Source organism: Verrucomicrobium sp. GAS474, from assembly GCF_900105685.1.
GTDB lineage: Bacteria > Verrucomicrobiota > Verrucomicrobiia > Methylacidiphilales > GAS474 > GAS474.
Genome location: NZ_LT629781.1, coordinates 2,516,502 through 2,533,711 on the forward strand (window position 1 = coordinate 2,516,502; position 17,210 = coordinate 2,533,711).

At 67.3% G+C, this 17,210-nt stretch carries 10 protein-coding genes; 9 read left to right on the plus strand and 1 reads right to left on the minus strand.

The window, feature by feature from the left end:
* Nucleotides 1-151: 151 nt before the first annotated feature.
* The 3 genes from BLU04_RS10425 to BLU04_RS10435 are packed head-to-tail and all read left to right on the plus strand — an operon-like array spanning nucleotide 152 to nucleotide 3,617.
* Nucleotides 152-1,633, plus strand: coding sequence for a hypothetical protein (locus BLU04_RS10425; protein WP_093285561.1), 1,482 nt, complete (start codon nucleotides 152-154; stop codon nucleotides 1,631-1,633).
* Complete coding sequence (locus tag BLU04_RS10430) at nucleotides 1,630-2,640, plus strand: exosortase/archaeosortase family protein (RefSeq protein WP_093285564.1); 1,011 nt, start codon at nucleotides 1,630-1,632, stop codon at nucleotides 2,638-2,640. Before BLU04_RS10425 ends, BLU04_RS10430 begins: the two co-directional genes overlap by 4 nt.
* The gene (locus tag BLU04_RS10435) at nucleotides 2,637-3,617 is read left to right on the plus strand and encodes a tyrosine recombinase XerC (RefSeq protein ID WP_197672937.1); all 981 of its coding nucleotides are present in this window, start codon (nucleotides 2,637-2,639) and stop codon (nucleotides 3,615-3,617) included. Before BLU04_RS10430 ends, BLU04_RS10435 begins: the two co-directional genes overlap by 4 nt.
* 19 nt (nucleotides 3,618-3,636) lie before the next feature.
* Here the strand turns inward: BLU04_RS10435 and BLU04_RS10440 are convergent, their stop codons facing one another.
* Nucleotides 3,637-4,692 (minus strand): paraquat-inducible protein A, encoded by a 1,056-nt coding sequence (locus BLU04_RS10440; protein ID WP_093285567.1) that lies wholly within the window; start codon nucleotides 4,690-4,692, stop codon nucleotides 3,637-3,639.
* A gap of 222 nt (nucleotides 4,693-4,914) precedes the next feature.
* Between BLU04_RS10440 and BLU04_RS10445 the strand changes: the two genes are divergently transcribed.
* From BLU04_RS10445 to BLU04_RS10470, 6 genes are read left to right on the plus strand one after another with little or no spacing between them, the layout of a single operon-like run.
* Nucleotides 4,915-7,566, plus strand: a complete 2,652-nt coding sequence (locus BLU04_RS10445; RefSeq protein ID WP_093285569.1) for a DUF3857 domain-containing protein — start codon at nucleotides 4,915-4,917, stop codon at nucleotides 7,564-7,566.
* 23 nt (nucleotides 7,567-7,589) lie between these two features.
* Nucleotides 7,590-8,648, plus strand: coding sequence for a MoxR family ATPase (locus BLU04_RS10450; RefSeq protein ID WP_093285572.1), 1,059 nt, complete (start codon nucleotides 7,590-7,592; stop codon nucleotides 8,646-8,648).
* 32 nt (nucleotides 8,649-8,680) lie between these two features.
* Nucleotides 8,681-9,631, plus strand: coding sequence for a DUF58 domain-containing protein (locus BLU04_RS10455; RefSeq protein WP_093285574.1), 951 nt, complete (start codon nucleotides 8,681-8,683; stop codon nucleotides 9,629-9,631).
* Nucleotides 9,628-11,718, plus strand: coding sequence for a BatA domain-containing protein (locus BLU04_RS10460; protein WP_093285577.1), 2,091 nt, complete (start codon nucleotides 9,628-9,630; stop codon nucleotides 11,716-11,718). The genes BLU04_RS10455 and BLU04_RS10460 overlap by 4 nt, the downstream gene beginning before the upstream one ends.
* On the plus strand, nucleotides 11,715-14,768 hold the full coding sequence (locus tag BLU04_RS10465; protein WP_093285578.1) for a hypothetical protein: 3,054 nt from the start codon (nucleotides 11,715-11,717) through the stop codon (nucleotides 14,766-14,768). Before BLU04_RS10460 ends, BLU04_RS10465 begins: the two co-directional genes overlap by 4 nt.
* Complete coding sequence (locus BLU04_RS10470) at nucleotides 14,765-17,188, plus strand: hypothetical protein (RefSeq protein ID WP_093285581.1); 2,424 nt, start codon at nucleotides 14,765-14,767, stop codon at nucleotides 17,186-17,188. Before BLU04_RS10465 ends, BLU04_RS10470 begins: the two co-directional genes overlap by 4 nt.
* The last annotated feature ends 22 nt before the right edge of the window (nucleotides 17,189-17,210 follow it).

Consider the following 17,210-nt stretch of genomic DNA (forward strand, 5'->3'; position numbering starts at 1 on the left):
ATCCCGCGAAGAGGAGGTGTGATGACGGAAAACATTGGGATCGCGGTCTTTCTTGTCAAAGAGCAGGGAACGGAGAGAATGAGGAAGGCTAAATCGAAGATATTGGGCCTCGATTTGTAGCACTTATTGAATATCCGAAGCGATTCAGATCTTGATTACACCCAGCCAAATTCGAGATTGGTTCATCATCTTTCTGAGCATGGTTCTGGCTTGCTATGTCGCGACCCAGATCGCCGACGGGGGCTTGGCCTCTTTCTTCCCTTTGCTGGGAATCGGCATCGGAGTGGTATGGGTGTTTTTTGGCGGGAGCGTCTGGTGGCTTCCCTTGTTCGCGGGAATGGGAATCGGAGGGGTGTTTTATTTTGGTTTCAAGGTCCATCCATTCGAGGTTGGTTTCTTTCTTTCCTTGGCGGCGGCGCTGCCCCTGATCGCGATGCGGGCGGGTCAACCGCTTGCGCATCGCTCTTTGCCCCGCGGGTTGCTGCTTTTCTTGTTCTTCATCTGCCTTGAAGCAGGGTTTTCATGTGCTCGTTTCAGCGGAGGAAGCACCCGGGATATGGGGTCAATCCTTAGGATTTATCTGAAGGAGTTTTGGGCTCCTTTTTTTCTCCTGGTTTTTTATTACTACGGAAAGAGCCGGTTCATCGCGGTGGGGTTCTATGTGCTGGAATTCACCTATTTGATTCGTTTGCTCATTGGGATGGTTGCCGTCTTTATCCCGAATTTCACCTACCTGCCGGGAGTGAATATGATTCTTCCTGCCTCTGGGGTAAACGGCACCGACGATCTCCGGGCTTCGGGATTGGGGCTCGCGATGGTTGCAATGATGATGAGCTTTTATCAAAAAGGATGGCTATTTTCCATGCTCCAACGACTGGCTTTTATCGTTGCGCTCATTGGAGTTGGATTTGGAGGCGGTCGTGGGACGTTGGTTGGATTGCTGATGGCAGTGGTCTTGTTTGCACTTTTTTCCCGAAGGAAATCGATGCTTTGGGGAGCGGCGGTATTGATCTTCGCGATCATTTGTCTTCTCAATCTGAAGCCAGAGTTGATGGATGGTTTGAATCCTAAAATTCAACGCACGGCTTCCATTCTGATCGTTAATTTTGAAGGAGTTCGTGGAACCGAATTCGGCCAGACGAAGGAGGGATTGGAGGGGGATCTGAGTACGAATGACTGGCATCATCGCCTGGCTCAAATTGGTCGGGAAAGATGGACGGCGAATCTTCCGAATTTCCTCTTCGGAACGGGCATCCGTTCTTATGATGAAACTGCCCTCAAGGAACCCGATCCCAAGGTGCAGTTTGCTCTCGCTTTGAACTCTTCGGCGGATACTGCGGCCTATGAGGACGGGCTGTGGACGGTTCTAGCGACGTCCGGGCTGGTGACGCTCGTTTTTTACGTGGTTCTTTTTGGAGGATTTATCAGGAAAATTATCGAGCTTTCTCCCATCATGGGGCGGACGCCATTCGGTCGCTCACTGGTCTTTCTCTCGACATTTGTGATCGTCGATTGGGTTGCCTTTTGCTATTGGCAGGGTGGCTTCCCGTCGTATGAATTGATGGTTGTTGGGGCGACGGTCGTCTATCTTCAGGATTACGAGGCGGAATTCAAGGCGAAGGAGGAGGCATGAAAGATCGATTTCTAGTGTTTTGCAAAACTCCGTGGATGGCGGCCTTTCAGGTGGCGATCGCCTTTTTAGGGCTGTATTTCTTTCTTCCCTATCTCGTCGGGTACAGTGCCCAACGAGATACCGTCTTCCGGAGCATCTGGAGCGGGGCTTGGGTCTATGATCAGGGGGAGTGGCGGTATTGCTTCTTTGTTCCGGTGATCGTTTTCTGGATGGTCTGGTCGAGGCGTGAGGGGTGGGCGGGGTTTGTTCCGGTGCCGGCGCGGTCGGCGGTTTGGCTTTCGATGCTGGGGGCCTCTCTCGGGCTTTACTGGATCGGCTATGTGGTCGGCGTGAGTTATGTGGGGGATCTTTCCTTCCATCTGTTCATCGGGGCGATGATTCTCGGTTTCCTGGGGGTGGAAGCGTTCCGGCGGTTGCTCTCTCCCTGGCTGTTCCTCCTGTTCGTCTATCCGATGCCGTTCCTCGACAACATGGTGGCGTTTCCGCTGCGGATGGTGATGACGAGCGTCGCCCACGTGGTCCTCTCGCTCATGGGGCTGGCCAATGTCCAGGTGGGAACGGCGATTCTTTCGGCGCCGAAGCCTTTTCAGGGGATCGGCATGGGGGAGGTCTTCAGCATCGACGTGGCCGATCCGTGCAGTGGGATTCGCTCGCTCTTCGCGCTGTTGATGATGGCGGCCCTGTATGGATATTTCACGTTGCCGGGCGGCTGGCGACGGGGGGCGTTGGTGGCGCTGGCGGTGCCGCTGGCCCTGATCGGGAATGTGGTGCGGATCGTCCTCCTGGTGTTCGGGGTCCTGATCGGCGGCGCTCCGTTCGCCATCGGAACGCTCGAGCAGCCCTCGATGTTCCATGAGGGGGTCGGTCTGGCGGTCTATGGGGTGGCGTTGGGAGGCCTGGTTCTTTCCGCCGGATTGCTCGATCGGGTGGGACGCCGGAAAAAAGGAGGGAAGCCGTCCGATCCCGCGCCGACTCCGGCACCCGATCAAGGGAATCCGACGGCGTGAAGGATCGGGAGCCCAGTCCGCCGGCGCATTCCGATGCCCCTCCTGACCCGCTGGTCGTCCGGTTCCTCTCCCACCTGCGCGATCCGAAGAACGCCTCGGAGAACACGATCCGCAATTACGGGCGCGCCCTTCGCGAGTTCCGCGAGACGATGCGGATTGCCGATTGGGTCGCGGTCCGTCCCGATGCCTGCCGGGCCTGGCTTTACCGGCTCACCCGGGAGGGGAAGCATCGCCCCGCCTCGATCCGTCTCCGCTTCGCGGCCCTACGCTCCTTTTTCACCTGGGCGCAGCGGGAGCGCCTGGTCCCGGAGAATCCGGCCAAGGGCATCCCCCTTCCGAAGCTGCCGCGCCGCCTGCCGCTCTTCCTGACGACCGACCAGATCGCCCGCCTCCTCGCCGCGCCGAGGGAGAAGTGGGTGGCCTTGCGGAAGCAGGCCGAGGCCGGTGGGAGGAAGCGCCCGGGCCGGGCCTGGGAGGAATGGCAGGAGGCGCGGGACACGGCGTGGCTGGAACTCTTCTACGGCGCGGGGCTCCGCATCGGCGAGTTGACGACGCTCGACGTCGTCCGTTACGACCGGGCCAGCGGCGTCGTCCGGGTCGTCGGCAAGGGACGGAAGGAGCGCCTCTGTCCCGTCGGCGAGGTGGCGGCGGAGGCGATCGACCGCTACCTCCGTCTGCGGCCCTTCGCGGAGGAGACCCATCCCCGGCTCTTCCTCTCGGCCCGGGGCGCGGCGCTGACTCCCCGCGCGATCCAGCTGGCCCTGAAGGAATTCCTGATGATCGCGGGACTCGATCCGAAGCTTACCCCGCACAAGCTCCGCCACACCTTCGCCACCCATCTCCTCGACTACGGCGCCGATCTGCGCAGCGTCCAGGAGCTCCTCGGTCATGCCCAGGCGACGACGACCCAGATCTACACCTCCGTCTCGACGGAGCGGATGAAGAAGGCCTACCGCAAGGCCCATCCCCGGGCCTGACCCGTCTTTCGGCATCTCCCTATTTGGAGGCGGGCCGGGTGAGGTCGGCTTCCCGCAGCTTCTGCGGCAGCCCGATCCCGGGCTTTTGCGTCTTACCCCCCATGTTCTCCAGCGGATACTGGGCGAAGGTGTAGGAGATCGATCCGGCGGCGAAGCAGACCGCCACGATTGCCAGGACGATCGCGAGACGAGGGCTCCCCTTTTTTTCCAGTTTCTTTTCTTCGGGAAACTCCCCCCCGGCGGCCTCGGAATGGGTCAGCAGCTCGGCCGTCGTCATGCTCAGCAGGCAATATCCGATGAAGTAGGCAAGGCCGATGCAGGGGATCGAGCGGGTCGCTTCCTGGGACTTCAACGCATAAAGGGCCAGCAGGACGCCCGCGACGAAGACATCGGCCATCGACCATTTGCCGATCGAGTGGAGGATGTGGCCGATCTTCCGGTTCAGCTCCCTCGAGGGAGAGGCGGTCACGAAGAAGCTGAGGCCTGCCTTGGTGAGGGGCGTCAGGATGCTGAAGAGGAAGAGGAATCCGCCGATCACCCAGTGGCCTGAGGTGAAGAGCTCCCGGATGATGACGGCGATCCCCCGCACCTCGTGCTGGAGGACGAACTTCAGATGGCCCGCCTCGATCGGGATGCTCGGGGCCGTCCAGATGATCATGGCGGGAGCGAGGATGCCGATCATGAAGAAGACGACGGAGATCCCGGTCAGCGAGGCGAGGACCCAGCGGGCCGTGAAGCTCCGTTCCAGGAGGATCACCGCGATGGCATAGAGCAGGCTGGCGTTCAGGAAGAAGCACGACCACCAGGCCGCCGCGGAAGCCTCGTGCCCGACGGTCTTCACGAGGTGGGGCACCTCTGAATTGAGCGCCGCCGACGATTCCTCCGAGGTGGGCAACTCGAAGGTGTGCCGCGCCGGGGAGGCGAGGAAGGTGCCCAGGATCGGATGATGCTTGGTATATTGGTCGAGCGCCTGCGAGCCCTCGTTCTGGAGGTTGTGGAGCTTCAGGATCTGCTCGATGGCGTGGGTCGAAGCCTGGGAATGGGCGATGATGCTCCACGCGGAGACCGTTGCCATTGCGATGTAGAGAAGGGCGAGGGGAGCGATGACCCCGTTCTGGCGAAACCAGGAGGGGATCGATCGCGGCGGTAGCGGGCGTCGGGTCACCGATCAAAATACCATCGATGCGCCGAAACGCCATGGCCCGCCCGGGCTTCCCGCCCTAATTCGTTTGACGTAAAGGCAATAATCGACGCTTTTGCTTGTTAACCTCGGGCTTTTTCTTTACCCAGAGAGGGCATGAGAGGACGTTTTGAGCGGATCCTGGGGCTCGCGATTCTCTTGCCGCTGATGGCGGCTCCCGACCTTCTCCGGGCCGAATCTCGGGCGCTCGTCGTCGCCGGTCTTTCGGGTGGGGGAAGCGACCAGGAGCTCCTTCAATCCCTCGCGCAAAAGACGAAGCAGGGTCTCGTCCAGCGCGGTTTTGCCGATGCCAACGTCGTCGTCCTCGGCATATCAGAAAAGGAAAAGGCGAACCGCGCCGCCGTCCTCGCCGCCCTGGGTGCGGCCCGCTCCCTGAAGCCCGGCGACGAGTTCTGGCTTGTCCTCCTCGGCCATGGCGGGCGCGACGCCGAGGGCGGTCCGCTCTTCCAGCTCTCCGGCCCCCGCCTCGCCGCCGCCGACCTGAAGGGCGCCCTCGATGCGATTCCGGCGCGGCAGTTCGTCTTCGTCGGGAGCGAGGAGAGCGGCGGCTACGCCTCCCTCCTCCTCCAGCCCAATCGGACCGTCCTCACCGCCACGCGGGGGGAAGGGGAGGTGAACCAGCCCCGCTTCCCCGAAGCCTGGGTCGCCTCGCTCCTGGAGGGGCCGGGCGATCCGCCCGCCGCGATCGCCGCCCGGGCCTCGGAGAAGGTCGAGCAATACTACGCGCAGAACCAGCTGGCCCGGGGTGAGCACGCCCGCCTCGGCGATGCGGCGAGCGGGAAAATCCTGGAGGCTCCATTCGGTGTCGACGGAACGGCGAAGTCGGCGCAGGCCGACGCGCGGCCCGGGGCCGACGGGCCGACCCGGCTGATCACCGCTTCCGACATCGAGATCCCGATCCGCGATCCGAACGCCGAGTGGGAGACCCACTCCCCGACCGCCGAGAACAAGAATCTGATCGCCGCCGCCGCCAAGGCCCCGAATCCCGAAGGCTACGCCGCCGTGATGCTGGAGAAGCGGCTCGCCTATTCGGTCGATGCCGACCGGACGACGGAGCGGGTCTACTTCCACCGCGTCTACCTCGCCCGCGAGGAAGGGGTCGAGGCCTGGTCGAATTACCTCCTCCCCCAGGCCCCGCCCGCGACGACGACGAAGCTCCAGGTCGCCCGGGTGATCGAACCCGACGGCTCCTCGATCGTCTTCAATCCCGCCAAGCTGCCCGCGGCGAGCGATTGCTCCTCCGGCCTCTGCGGGGCGCAGACCGTCGTCTACCTCCCGCAGGTCCGCGCTGGCTGCGTCGTCGAGATCGGGTACAAGACCCGGGAACTGCTCGACGCGACGCTCCCGGAGTTCAGCGCCGAGATCCCGCTCCAGGAAAACGCCCCCGTCCTGAAGACGACCCTCGTCGTCCGCGTCCCCGAGAAGCAGCCGTTTCAGGTCCGCCTGAACAACCTCCCCGGCCCGCCCTCCAATCCCGAGGCCCAAAACGGTTGGAAGACGACGTCGTGGGCCCTGGGGCCGCTCGAGCCGCTCTCCCCCCTCCCGTTCGATCCGCCCCGCCGCGAGTTCGCCGTCTGGCTCGGCCTCACCTCGTTCCGCTCGTGGGACGACTTCGCCCTCTGGTACCGTCGGCTGGCGCAGGGTTCCGACGTCATCGACGAGACGGTCCGGAAGAAGGCGAAAGAACTCGCCGCCTCCGCTCCCGACCGCGCGGGCCGGATCAAGGCCGCTTACAGCTTCGTCTCCGCGCTCCGCTACGTGGCGGTCGAGATCGGCGTCCAGGGCTTCCGCCCCCGCACCCCCGCCACCGTCCTCGCGAACCGCTACGGCGATTGCAAGGACAAGGCGAACCTCCTCTCCGCCCTCCTCACCTGCATGGATATCGAGGCCTATCCGGCCCTCGTCAACCGGGGCTCCTCGACCGACGTCACCTTCCCCTCGTGGCAGTTCAATCACGCGATCTGCTTCGTCCCGAAGCCGAAGCGGGCCGAGGCCGGGCAGGCGGACGACCTCTGGCTCGACGCCACTGACGGCATCGCTCCGTTCGGGATTCCCGCCCCCGGCGATGTCGCTCGCTCCGCCCTCGTCTTCTACAAGGATGTGGCGAAGTTCCAGACCGTGACCCTCCCTCCCGGGGCCGCCTCGGCGAGCGGGAGCGTCGAGGAATGGGACCTCCGCGACAACGGCACCGACGGCTGGACCGGCACCGTGAAGTCGACCCCCTCCGGCCTGACCGATTACGAGCGCCGGGCCGGGCTGCGCGGGGCGACGCCCCGGCAGCGGCGGAACGTCGTCGCCTCGATCTTCTCGGAGCCCTTCCCGGGTGGCGACTTCTCCACCTTCACCTGGGGGAACCCCGACGATCTCTCGACGCCCATGGTCCTTCAGGCGGCGGTGACGTTGTCTGCCGCTCCAGGGCATCTCCCTGCGGCCGGGGCGGGCCATTGGCTCGCCGCCTTCGCCGAGGCCGACCGGGAGCGGCCCATGCTCCTCAACGACGGCCAGCCGCTCCGTTTCCGCCAGGTCATCCGCTACCACTTCGCCCAGCCCCGGGAGGGAACTCCTCCCGCGCCGTTCTCCGTCCAGGCGGGCGGGGAGGCCCTCTCCGTCACCTGGACCCTCCGCGATGCGAAGACCTGGGAGCGCGAGGCCGTCCTCGACCTCCGGCAAACCCGCATCGCCCCCGCCGATTACCGCTCCATCCGCCGCGCCTTGAAGGACTGGGCTGTCGCTCTCCAACCCCTTTGACCTCCCCTCACTCCACCCCACCCATGCCCAACGAACTCCTCACTCCCGAGCCGAACGTCGCCCCGAACTCCAGCCTGAATCCGGTCGCCAACGCCGAACCGACCGCCGCCGACGTCGAGCTCCTCCGCACCGTTCCCGAGCGCTATCGCCTCCTCAAGGCCGAGCTCGGGAAGCGGATCATCGGCCAGGATATGGTGATCCGGGACCTCTTCGCGGCGCTACTCGTGCAGGGGAACGTCCTCATGGTCGGCGTCCCCGGGCTGGCGAAGACCCTTCTCGTGAAAAGCCTCGGGGAAACCCTCTCCCTCAGCTTCAACCGGATTCAGTTCACCCCCGATCTCATGCCGAGCGACATCACCGGCACCGAGATCATCGAGGAGACGAGCGACGGGCGGCGGGAGTTCCGCTTCATTCCCGGCCCGATCTTCGCGAGCCTCCTCCTCGCCGACGAAATCAACCGGACCCCGCCGAAGACCCAGGCCGCCCTCCTGGAGGCGATGCAGGAACGGCGCGTCACCGTCGCCGGGAAGACCTACGACCTTCCTTCGCCCTTCTTCGTCCTGGCGACCCAGAATCCCATCGAACAGGAGGGAACCTATCCGCTTCCCGAGGCGCAGCTCGACCGCTTCATGTTCAACCTCGTCCTGAAGTATCCCTCCCGCGCCGAGGAGGTCCGCATCCTCCTGGAAACGACGCGCGGGAGCGACGGCCCCCTTTCCCCCGTCCTGGCCGGGGCCGACATCGCCGCCCTCCAGCAGGCCGTCCGCCACATCCCCGTCCCGGCCTCGGTCGCCGAATATGCCGTCGACCTCGTCCAGGCCACTCGGCCCGGGCCCGGGACGGGAGCCCCCGACGTCGTCCAGAAATACCTCCAGTGGGGGGCCGGTCCCCGGGCCTCGCAGTATCTCGCGCTGGCGGGGAAGGCGCTCGCCGTCCTCGACGGGCGATTCAACGTGGCGCGGGAAGACATCGCCGCCGCCGCGCCCCTCGTCCTCCGCCACCGCCTCATCACGAACTACCGCGCCGAGGCCGACAAGGTCACCTCCGACACCGTCATCGAGAAGCTCCTCGCCCGGGGCTGATTCCCGGCTTTCTCCGCCTCCTCCGCCCTGCCATGACCGCCGTCCCCGCCACCGTCTTCTCCTCCGCCCCGCGTCCTGGGGGTGAGGTCGACATGGGGCTCCTGGCCGATCTCCCCGGGCTGGAGCTCCAGGCGCGGTGCGTCATGGACGGCTTCCTCGCCGGGCGGCATCGGAGTCCGCGCCAGGGATCGTCGGTCGAGTTCGCCGAATACCGGAGCTACCAGTTCGGCGACGATCCCCGCCGCATCGACTGGCGGCTCTACGGACGGACGGAGCGCCTCCACGTGAAGCGCTACGAGGAGGAGACCCAGCTTCGGGTCATCCTGATCCTCGACGCCAGCGCCTCGATGGATTACCGCTCCCGCGAGGGGCTGCTCACGAAGCTCGATTTCGCCCGGATCACCCTCGCCGCCACGGCGCTCCTGGCGAAGCGGCAGCAGGACGCCTTCGGCCTCGCCGTCGCCGGGCCCGCGCCCCTGGAGGTCCTCCGCGCCCGCTCCTCGGCCCCCCATTGGCGGACCTTCCTCGGGCGGCTCCAGGGGGTCGAGACGGGCGGCGAGGTTCCCCTCGCGGCGACGCTGGAGGAGATCGCCGAGACCCTGCCCCGCCGTTCCTTGGTCGTCATCGCGAGCGATTTCTACGACGAGACCGAGGCCCTCGCCGGGGCCCTCCGACGGCTGCGGCACGACCGGCACGACGTCGTCGGCCTCCAGATCTGCGATCCCTTCGAGCTCGATTTCGCCCTCGACGCGCAGGGGACCTTCGTCGACCTCGAAAGCGGCCAGCGCCTCCTCCTCGATACCGAGGCGGTGCGGGCCGGATACCTGGAACGCTTCGGTGCCTTCCGGGCCGAGCTGGCGGCGACGTTCCGCGACGTCGGGGCGGGATTCGAGACTCTCTCGACCGCCCGGGCTCCCCTGGACGCGCTCACCGCCTACCTCGCCATTCGACAGGGTGGGCAGGGCGGGGAGGGGAGGCGATGAGCTGGCTCCTTCCCGGCTTCCTCGCGGGGGCGCTCGCCATCGGCCTCCCCATCGCCCTCCACTTTCTGCGGAGCAAGCCGACCGTCGTGATCCCGTTCCCGACCCTCCGCTTCCTCGGCCCCACCGCGCTGCGCGAGACGAAACGGAACCGGCTCCGCCGCTGGCTCACCCTGCTGCTCCGGTGCCTCGCCATCGCCCTCCTTGCCGCAGCCTTCGCCCGCCCCTTCTGGGCTTCGACCCCGTCGGGCGGCGGGAAGGCGGTCCTCGTCGTCGTCGATAATTCGATGAGCATGCAGGCCTCGGGACGATGGGAATCGCTGAAGAGCCAGGCCGTCGCCGCCCTCGACGGCCTCCAGCCGGGAGACCGCGCCGGGGTCCTCCTGATGAATCCCTCCTCCCAGTGGCTCGTCCCCATGGGGGACCAGACCGAGGCGGCGCGGAACGCCCTCCGCGCCCTCCAGCCCGGTTACGAGACGACGCGCTGCCAGGGCGCGCTCCGGCTGGCGGGCGATGTCCTCTCGCGGCAGCCCGAGAAGGAGAAGCGGCTTTTCTGGATGTCGGACGAGCAGCGCCTCGGCTGGGCCGGGACGAATTTCGGCCAGGCGCTCCCTCCCGGCGTGAAGCTGAACCTGACCGCCCCCCGTCCCGAACCGGCCTCCCAGGCTGCCATCACCGGCGTCACGATCAAGGGAGAGGCTCCCGCCTTCCAGGCCGAGGTCACGATCCGCCTCTATACACCCGCCAGCGAAGCCCGGGAGCGGACGATCACGATCTTTGAGATGGGGAGCGCCGGAAAAGTCGTGGGAAAGAAGACCGTCTCCCTCAACGGCAGGGAACCGGCCTCCTTCACCGTCCCGCTCGATCTTCCGCCGGGGCCCTCCGCCCTGCCCGCGGGCCTTCGCGTCGAACTCGATCCCGATGACCTTCCCGCCGACGACCGTTTCTATCTCAGCCTCGGCGGCGGCGGGCAGAATGGCCTCTCGGTCTCGCTCGACGCCGTCCCGGGGGTCGATTATCTCGCCCACGCCCTCCATGCCGCGAAGCTTCCGGCAGGCGCGCCGCAGGCCCAGGCCCTGCCAGGCGGGGAAGCGGAATGGCCCCGGGGGATCGCCGTGCTGCGCGGAGAGGAGGCTTTCCTCCCTCCCCAGGCGGCGAAGCTGGAACGCTTTCTCCGCAACGGCGGCTCCCTCTGGATCTTCGCCGACGGCGGACCGGCCCAGGCAGGCTGGCTGAAGGCGCGGGGAGTCGTCATCGAGCCCCTGCCCCTCTCTCCCCCGGCCTCCGATCCGGCTTCGGCCGGCGATCCCCGGCATCTGCGCGATTGGGACCCGGAGCATCCGCTCCTCGCGGCCTTCGTCCATGAAAGCCTCCTGCCCCTCCTCCAGGCCGAGTTCCGCCGCCCCTACGCCCTCCGCGTCTCCCCCGCCGCCGCCGACCGGATCGCCGCCTGGGACGAGGGCAGCCCGGCGGTAGTCGAGTTGAGCGCGGCGGGCCCGGCCGGGCCGGGTGCATCGGCTGGCGGGCGGATCTTGCTTTGCGGCTTCGGCTTGAGCCGGGAGGAAACCGATTGGCCGATGAAGGCCTCATTCGTCCCCTTCGTCGATCAGGCCATCCGCTGGCTGGCCGCCGCCCGGGAGGGGCGTCGCGCCTGGCAGATCGGCGAAACCATCCCGCTTTCCCTTTCCCTCGGGGCGGGGGAGGGGAAGGGTTCGGCCTCCTCGCTCTGGACCGCCCTCGATACGCCCCGCCCCGTCCCGCCACAGCGGGTCGGCAACGCGGTCCGCCCCACCGTCCCCGGCCTCTATCGTTATGACGCCGGGGACGGGACGCCTTCCCGGATCTTTGCGGTCAACGTCCCGACCGAAGAATCGGACCTCGCCCCCTGGCCCGAATCCGAGGTCGAAAGGCTGACCTCGCTCCAATCGAAAAAAGAGGCCGAGGCCGCCGCCGCGCCCTCCGTCGCCACCACCCGGCTGAGCGACGAGACCGAGGAAGCCCGCCAGCGTTTCTGGTGGTGGCTCATGGCCGGGGCCGCCCTCTGCCTCCTCGGGGAACTCACCCTCGCCAACCGGACCTCCGCCTCATGAGCCTGCCGCGCCTCCCCTTCCAGGATTCCCCCTCCCATCCCGTCGAGCGGATGCTGAAGCGCCGTCATCGCACGGGCCGCTGGCTCCCGGCGCTCGCCGCCCTTTCGCTCGGCCTCGGCGGCACCCTCGCCGCCGTCTGGGTCGCCCACGGCCATTCCAATCCGGGCCGGGTCGATGCGGTCTGGGGGGAGGGCCTCGCGCTCACGCTGGTCGCCGTCGTGGCGGGGATCGCCTACGGTCGTCGTCGGCATCAGCCCGCCCGCACCGCCGCCGCCCTCGACGAGGCCCTCCACGCGAAGAATCGGCTCGAGGCCGCATCCCAGCTGACGGGACGCGATCACGCCCTTGCCGAGGCCCAGCGCGAGGAAACCGCCGCCTTCCTCCAAAAGGAATCGCCCCGCGCCCTCCGCCCCGGCCTCGATTGGGTCGTCGGCCTCGCGGGGACGGCGGCGGCGCTCCTCCTCTTCCATGCGGCGACCTTCACCGTATGGGAACTCCGCGCCCCCCATGCGAAGGAGCCGCAGGCGAGCCCGGCCAACGCCCCCCAGGCCGAGATCGCCTGGCGCTCCCCCTCGGCGGAGACCAAGGCCTCGCCGATCGACGAGGTCTCCCTCCGCGCCGCCGCCACCTCGACGACCGGGCTCGATACCCTCCGCCTCGAGGTCGAGGTCAACGGCGAGCCGCGCAAGACCATCCCGCTCGCCCCGTCGGCGATCAAGGAAGGGAAGGTCGACCTCTCCCTCCCCCTCGACCTCGACGAGCTCGAGCTCCAGCCCTACGACATGGTCTCCTACTACCTGGCCGGAATGCGGGTGACGCCGAAGCCCTCCGTCCCGCCCCTCGCCGCCACCGTCTCCCCCGTCCAGTTCATCCAGATCCGGCCCTTCCACGACGACGCGAGGGTGGGGCAGGGGGGGGCGGGAACCAGCTACAACCTCGTCGTCGAGCTGAAGTCGGCCCAGCTCCGGGTGCTCAAGGAAAACTTCACCCTCGCCCATGCCGACATCGCCCGGGAGAACCCGGCGTGGCGCGACGAAAACAGCCGGGTCGGCGCGGAGCAGGATGCGCTGGCCCGGAAGACCGCCGAGGTTGTCGAGAAATTCACCCAGGACGGCCTCCCGGCCCAGATCGTCTACCTCCTCCAGCAGGCCCACGACTTCATGCCGCCCGCCTCGAAGCAGATCCTCGCCGTCAAGAACACCGAGGCCCTCTCCGGCCAGGGCAAGGCCTTGGCCGCGATCACCGAGGTCGAGAAATACTTCACCAAGGTGATCGCCCAGGGAGGGAAGGGGAGCGACAAGACCAAGGCCGCCGATCCCTTCAAGGACGCCCAGAAAATGGAACTGCCGAAGCGGCAGGATACCCCCGCCGGGATGCTCGAAAAACTGGCAAAGGAACAAGGCCGACTCGCCGACGAGTTGTCGGGCAAGGCACCCCAGCCGACTCCCTCGGCGGGCTCGGCGTCCACTTCGGCGTCGTCCGGAACGGCGGCTGCGTCGTCGCCGACCACGGCCAATGCACCGGCCCCGGCCCTCCCCCCTCCCGCGATCAAGCCGGGGATCGAGGCCGAGACCTTCACCGGTACCCCTTCCGAACGGCAGACCCTGGTCAGCCAGGGCATCTCCTCCCTCCTCAACGGGAAGAAGCTTCCCGATCCCGTCACGGCCCACCTCGACCGGGCCCGCCTCCAGGCCCTCGCCTCGCTGAAGCAGCTCGACGCCGGGGACAACGCCCGGGCCCGCGAACCGGCCTCGGCGACCGCCGCCGCCCTCCAGGCGGCGCTCGACGAGATGAACAAAGAGGGACAGGAACAGGCGAAGAAAGACCTGGCCGATGCCCAGTCTCTCCTCAACGACGCGGCCCAGAAGGCCGCGCAGGCGGGCGATCCCGCCAAGGCCGATTCGGCCCAGGCCGCCGCCGAAAAGGTGAGCGAGGCCCATCAGCGCCTCCAGGAGGAGGCGTCGAAGCAACAGGAAACCGGTTCGGCCAAACAGGCGCAGAAGTTGAACGACCTTGCCGACTCTGTCGCGGCGAGTCAGGCGAAGCGCGATCTTCAGGAATTGAAAGCCCTCGGCGAACAGGCGAAGGCGGCGACCCTTTCCGGCGATGTCCAGGCGATCCCCGCTCTCCAGGCCAAAGCGGCGCAGGTCTCGGCCCGCCTGCAGAACCTCGCCGCCGAGGCCGCGCGCAAGGCCCAGGACGGAGCCCCACAAGGGGCCGAACTCGCCCAACTCGCCGCCGGGCTCGAACAGAGTCGCGCCACCCTCGCCCGCCTGGCGGCGGCCTCCGCCTCCACCACGGGAAAGAGTCCCGCCCCCGGCGCCTCCCCAGGCAAGGACGGAGCAGGGAAGGGAACCGACCCCGGCAAAGGCCAAGGCACCCAGCCCGGCCCAGGCCAGCAGGGAGAGGGCCAGGGAGAGCAAGGCAAAGGCCAAGGCCAGCAAGGTCAAGGCCAGGGCCAGGGCGATGGCGCTTCCCCTGCCGAGGACGGTCAAAAAAAGGAAACGCCCCCCGGCAGCGGTTCCGGTCCCAATTCCAGCGGCGATGGAAAAGGCAGCGGCGGCGGCTTGAATCCCGGAGGCCGTGGCTTGGCCGCGATGTCGGCGGCGCAGCGCGATGAAATCGCCCGCACCGTCCAGGCCGAGCTTCGCAGCCAGCTCCAGCAGGCCGAGGCGCTCCTTCAGCCGCACCAGGAGAGCGCCGCGCCCGTCACTCCCGCCGGAAAGACCCCTCCGCCCACCTCACCTACGGGGACGACCGCGAGCGGCACCGCCGCCATGCAGACGCTGAAGAAGACCCTGAGCGACAACTATGCGCCTGTCCTCGTTCCCTACGAGAAGATCGCCCCGCCGCTCGACGACCTCATTCGCTGGATCCACTCGGAGATGGCCAAGGCGACGCGGCAGGAACTCCTCTCGACCGACGATCCCGCCCGCGCCCCCGCCGCCTATCGCGACGCCGTCGCCGATTACTTCGAGCGTCTCTCGAAGGATTATGACCGGGCCTCCGCACCGCCCCCCACCCCGGCAGCCAAGCCGGCCGCGCCATGAGTTTCCCTCCCTCCCTCACCGGCACCGCGTGGGAATGGCAGTTCGGCGGCTTCCTCCACACCCTCCCGCCCCTCTGGGGCTGGACGATCCTCGGCGTGGCCGCCGTTATCGGGACGGGGGCGGTGTTTCTTTCCTACTTCCGTTCCCTGCGCCCCCTTCCGTTGCCGCAGCGGCTCGCCCTCATCACCCTCCGTCTGACGCTCCTCTTCGCGCTCCTCCTCTTCCTCGCCAATCCGGCCCGCGTCGAGAGGAAGCGACTCGATCTTGACGCGCAGCGCCCCCTTGCCGTCCTCATCGACCGGTCCGCGAGCATGGAGGAGGCCGACAACCGCTCCGAAACCCGCCTCCAGAATGCGGCGAAGGCCTGGAACCAGCTTCGCCCCGAAGCCGAGGAGGCCTATCGCCACCTCGCCTACTTCCGCTTCGGGACCTCCCTCTCGCCCGCCTCCGGTCCCGAGGAAGCCTTCGCCCCGACGACCGCCGGGGCCGAGACCCATCTCTACTCGGCCCTGCAGGAATTGTTGAAGAACGCCCCCGCGGGCGGCTACGGCGGGATCGTCTGCCTCACCGACGGCCTCGACACCACCTCGGCGGCGGTCGCTCCCGTCGTCGCCGCCGCCCTTCCGGCGGGAACGCCCCTTTACTTCGTCGTCGGGAGTAACCGGACCCCGGTCCGCGAGGCCTGCTTCCTGCGAGAGATCAAGGTGCCGCCCGTCGCCCTCCGGCGCTCCCTCTTCCACTTCGAGGCGCTCCTCCACGTCACCGCCGCCAAGGCGGGAACCTGCCCGGTCACCCTCCGCAACGGGGAGACGGTGCTGGAGTCCCGCAACGTCCCCGTCCGCTCCGGGCTGAACATGATCCCGCTTTCCTTCGACGTCACCGCCGCCGATCCCGGGACGATGGCGCTCGATCTCCAGGCGGGGAACGAAGGCGGCGGGATTCTCCAGGACCGGGCCGGGGCCGACGTCCGCGTCGTGGAGCAGCGGGCCGTCCGTGTCCTCTTCTATCAGGGCGCGATGCAGTGGGGATATAACTTCTTCGTCTCCGCGTTGAGGGACGATCCCGGCTTCCGCCTCGACGCCATCCTCCACCCGGCCGAAAACGTCCGGACCACCTTCAGTCAGGAGGGCAACGACGTCCCGCCCGAACTCCCCGACCAGGTCGAGCCCCTGAAGAAGTACGACATCGTCGTCCTCGCCCACGTCTATGCCGACCGTATTTCCCAGGCCCAGCAGAAGGCCCTCGCCGATTACGCCCGGGGTGGCGGCGGCATCCTCTTCGTCGCCCCCGACGACGCCTCCAGCCGTCTCTTCACCGGGACCGCCTTGGAACAGATGCTCCCCGCCGTCTTCGAGCCGCCCCCGACGATCGACGCGGCGACCGAGGCCGAGCTCCGTTTCCGGGACAAGATGAAGGCGCTCGGCGGCTCGAACGGGAAGCAGGAAAGCGCCTTCGCCGCCGAGGTGATGGAGACGCAGAAGCTTCCGGTCCTCCTCGGCTTCGCCGTTCCCGAAGGGCTCCGCCTCTCCCCGCTGATCGCCACCCTGGGCGGCCTCGGTAGCGCGGGGAGTGGCGGGAGTACCCCGAACGATCGTCCCATGTTCACCGATTACACCCGCCTGAAGGGAGCGAAGGCCGGGGCCGAGATCCTCGCCGTCCATCCGAGTGATCGGGGGGCGACCGGCGCCCCGCGCGTCCTCATGGCCCGGCAGACCTTCGGTCGCGGCGCCGTGACTCTCCTGGCCACCGATCTCCTCTGGCGCTGGAAGATGTCGCTCCCTCCCGACAGCCGCCGTGTCGAGACCTTCTGGCAGCAGCTCCTTCTCGCCCTCGCGGCCCCGCCGCCGGTCGGCCTCCATTTCGTGAAGCAGGCCTCCTCCTTTGCGCAGGGGAAGGCGGCGGCCCTTCGTCTGGAAGGGGGAACCTCGCCCTCCGTCACCGCCCTTTCTCCGTCCAACCGCCGCGTCCCGCTCGCCGTCGCCGAGACGGGAGCGGGCGGGTGGACCGCCTCCTTCCAGCCCGACGAGCCGGGCCGCTGGCAGATCCGCGCGGAATCGGCCGTCGCCCCGGGAGCCGATGCCGCATCCCAAACCGCGCCTGAAAATGCTCCCGAAGCCGCCCACATCGACGCCTTCGTCTCCGACGCCACGACGACCCAGGAACTCTCCGGCCAGCCGCCCGACATCGAAGGCCTCCGCCACCTCGCCGAGGCGACCGGCGGGACCCTCCTCGAAAGCGGTACGGGATTGCGCTCGTCGAACGAGACCGCTCCTTCATCGGGCGACGGGGGGAGGGGATTGGGCGGCCTGCCCGCCGTCGAGCGGGTCGTCCCCCTCTGGGACCGGCAATGGCTCCTCGCCTTCTGCCTCGTCCTCTATGCCGTCGAGCTTCTCTGGCGGAGGCGCCGCCGCCTCCTTTGATCCTTTCTTCCTCCTTTCCCCC

Coding starts and splice junctions, on each gene's coding strand:
- BLU04_RS10430 (WP_093285564.1), top strand. CDS start 1,630: ATGAAAGATCGATTTCTAGTGTTTTGCAAAACTCCGTGGATGGCGGCC.
- BLU04_RS10465 (WP_093285578.1), top strand. CDS start 11,715: ATGAGCCTGCCGCGCCTCCCCTTCCAGGATTCCCCCTCCCATCCCGTC.
- BLU04_RS10440 (WP_093285567.1), bottom strand. CDS start 4,692: ATGGCAACGGTCTCCGCGTGGAGCATCATCGCCCATTCCCAGGCTTCG.
- BLU04_RS10470 (WP_093285581.1), top strand. CDS start 14,765: ATGAGTTTCCCTCCCTCCCTCACCGGCACCGCGTGGGAATGGCAGTTC.
- BLU04_RS10445 (WP_093285569.1), top strand. CDS start 4,915: ATGAGAGGACGTTTTGAGCGGATCCTGGGGCTCGCGATTCTCTTGCCG.
- BLU04_RS10460 (WP_093285577.1), top strand. CDS start 9,628: ATGAGCTGGCTCCTTCCCGGCTTCCTCGCGGGGGCGCTCGCCATCGGC.
- BLU04_RS10450 (WP_093285572.1), top strand. CDS start 7,590: ATGCCCAACGAACTCCTCACTCCCGAGCCGAACGTCGCCCCGAACTCC.
- BLU04_RS10455 (WP_093285574.1), top strand. CDS start 8,681: ATGACCGCCGTCCCCGCCACCGTCTTCTCCTCCGCCCCGCGTCCTGGG.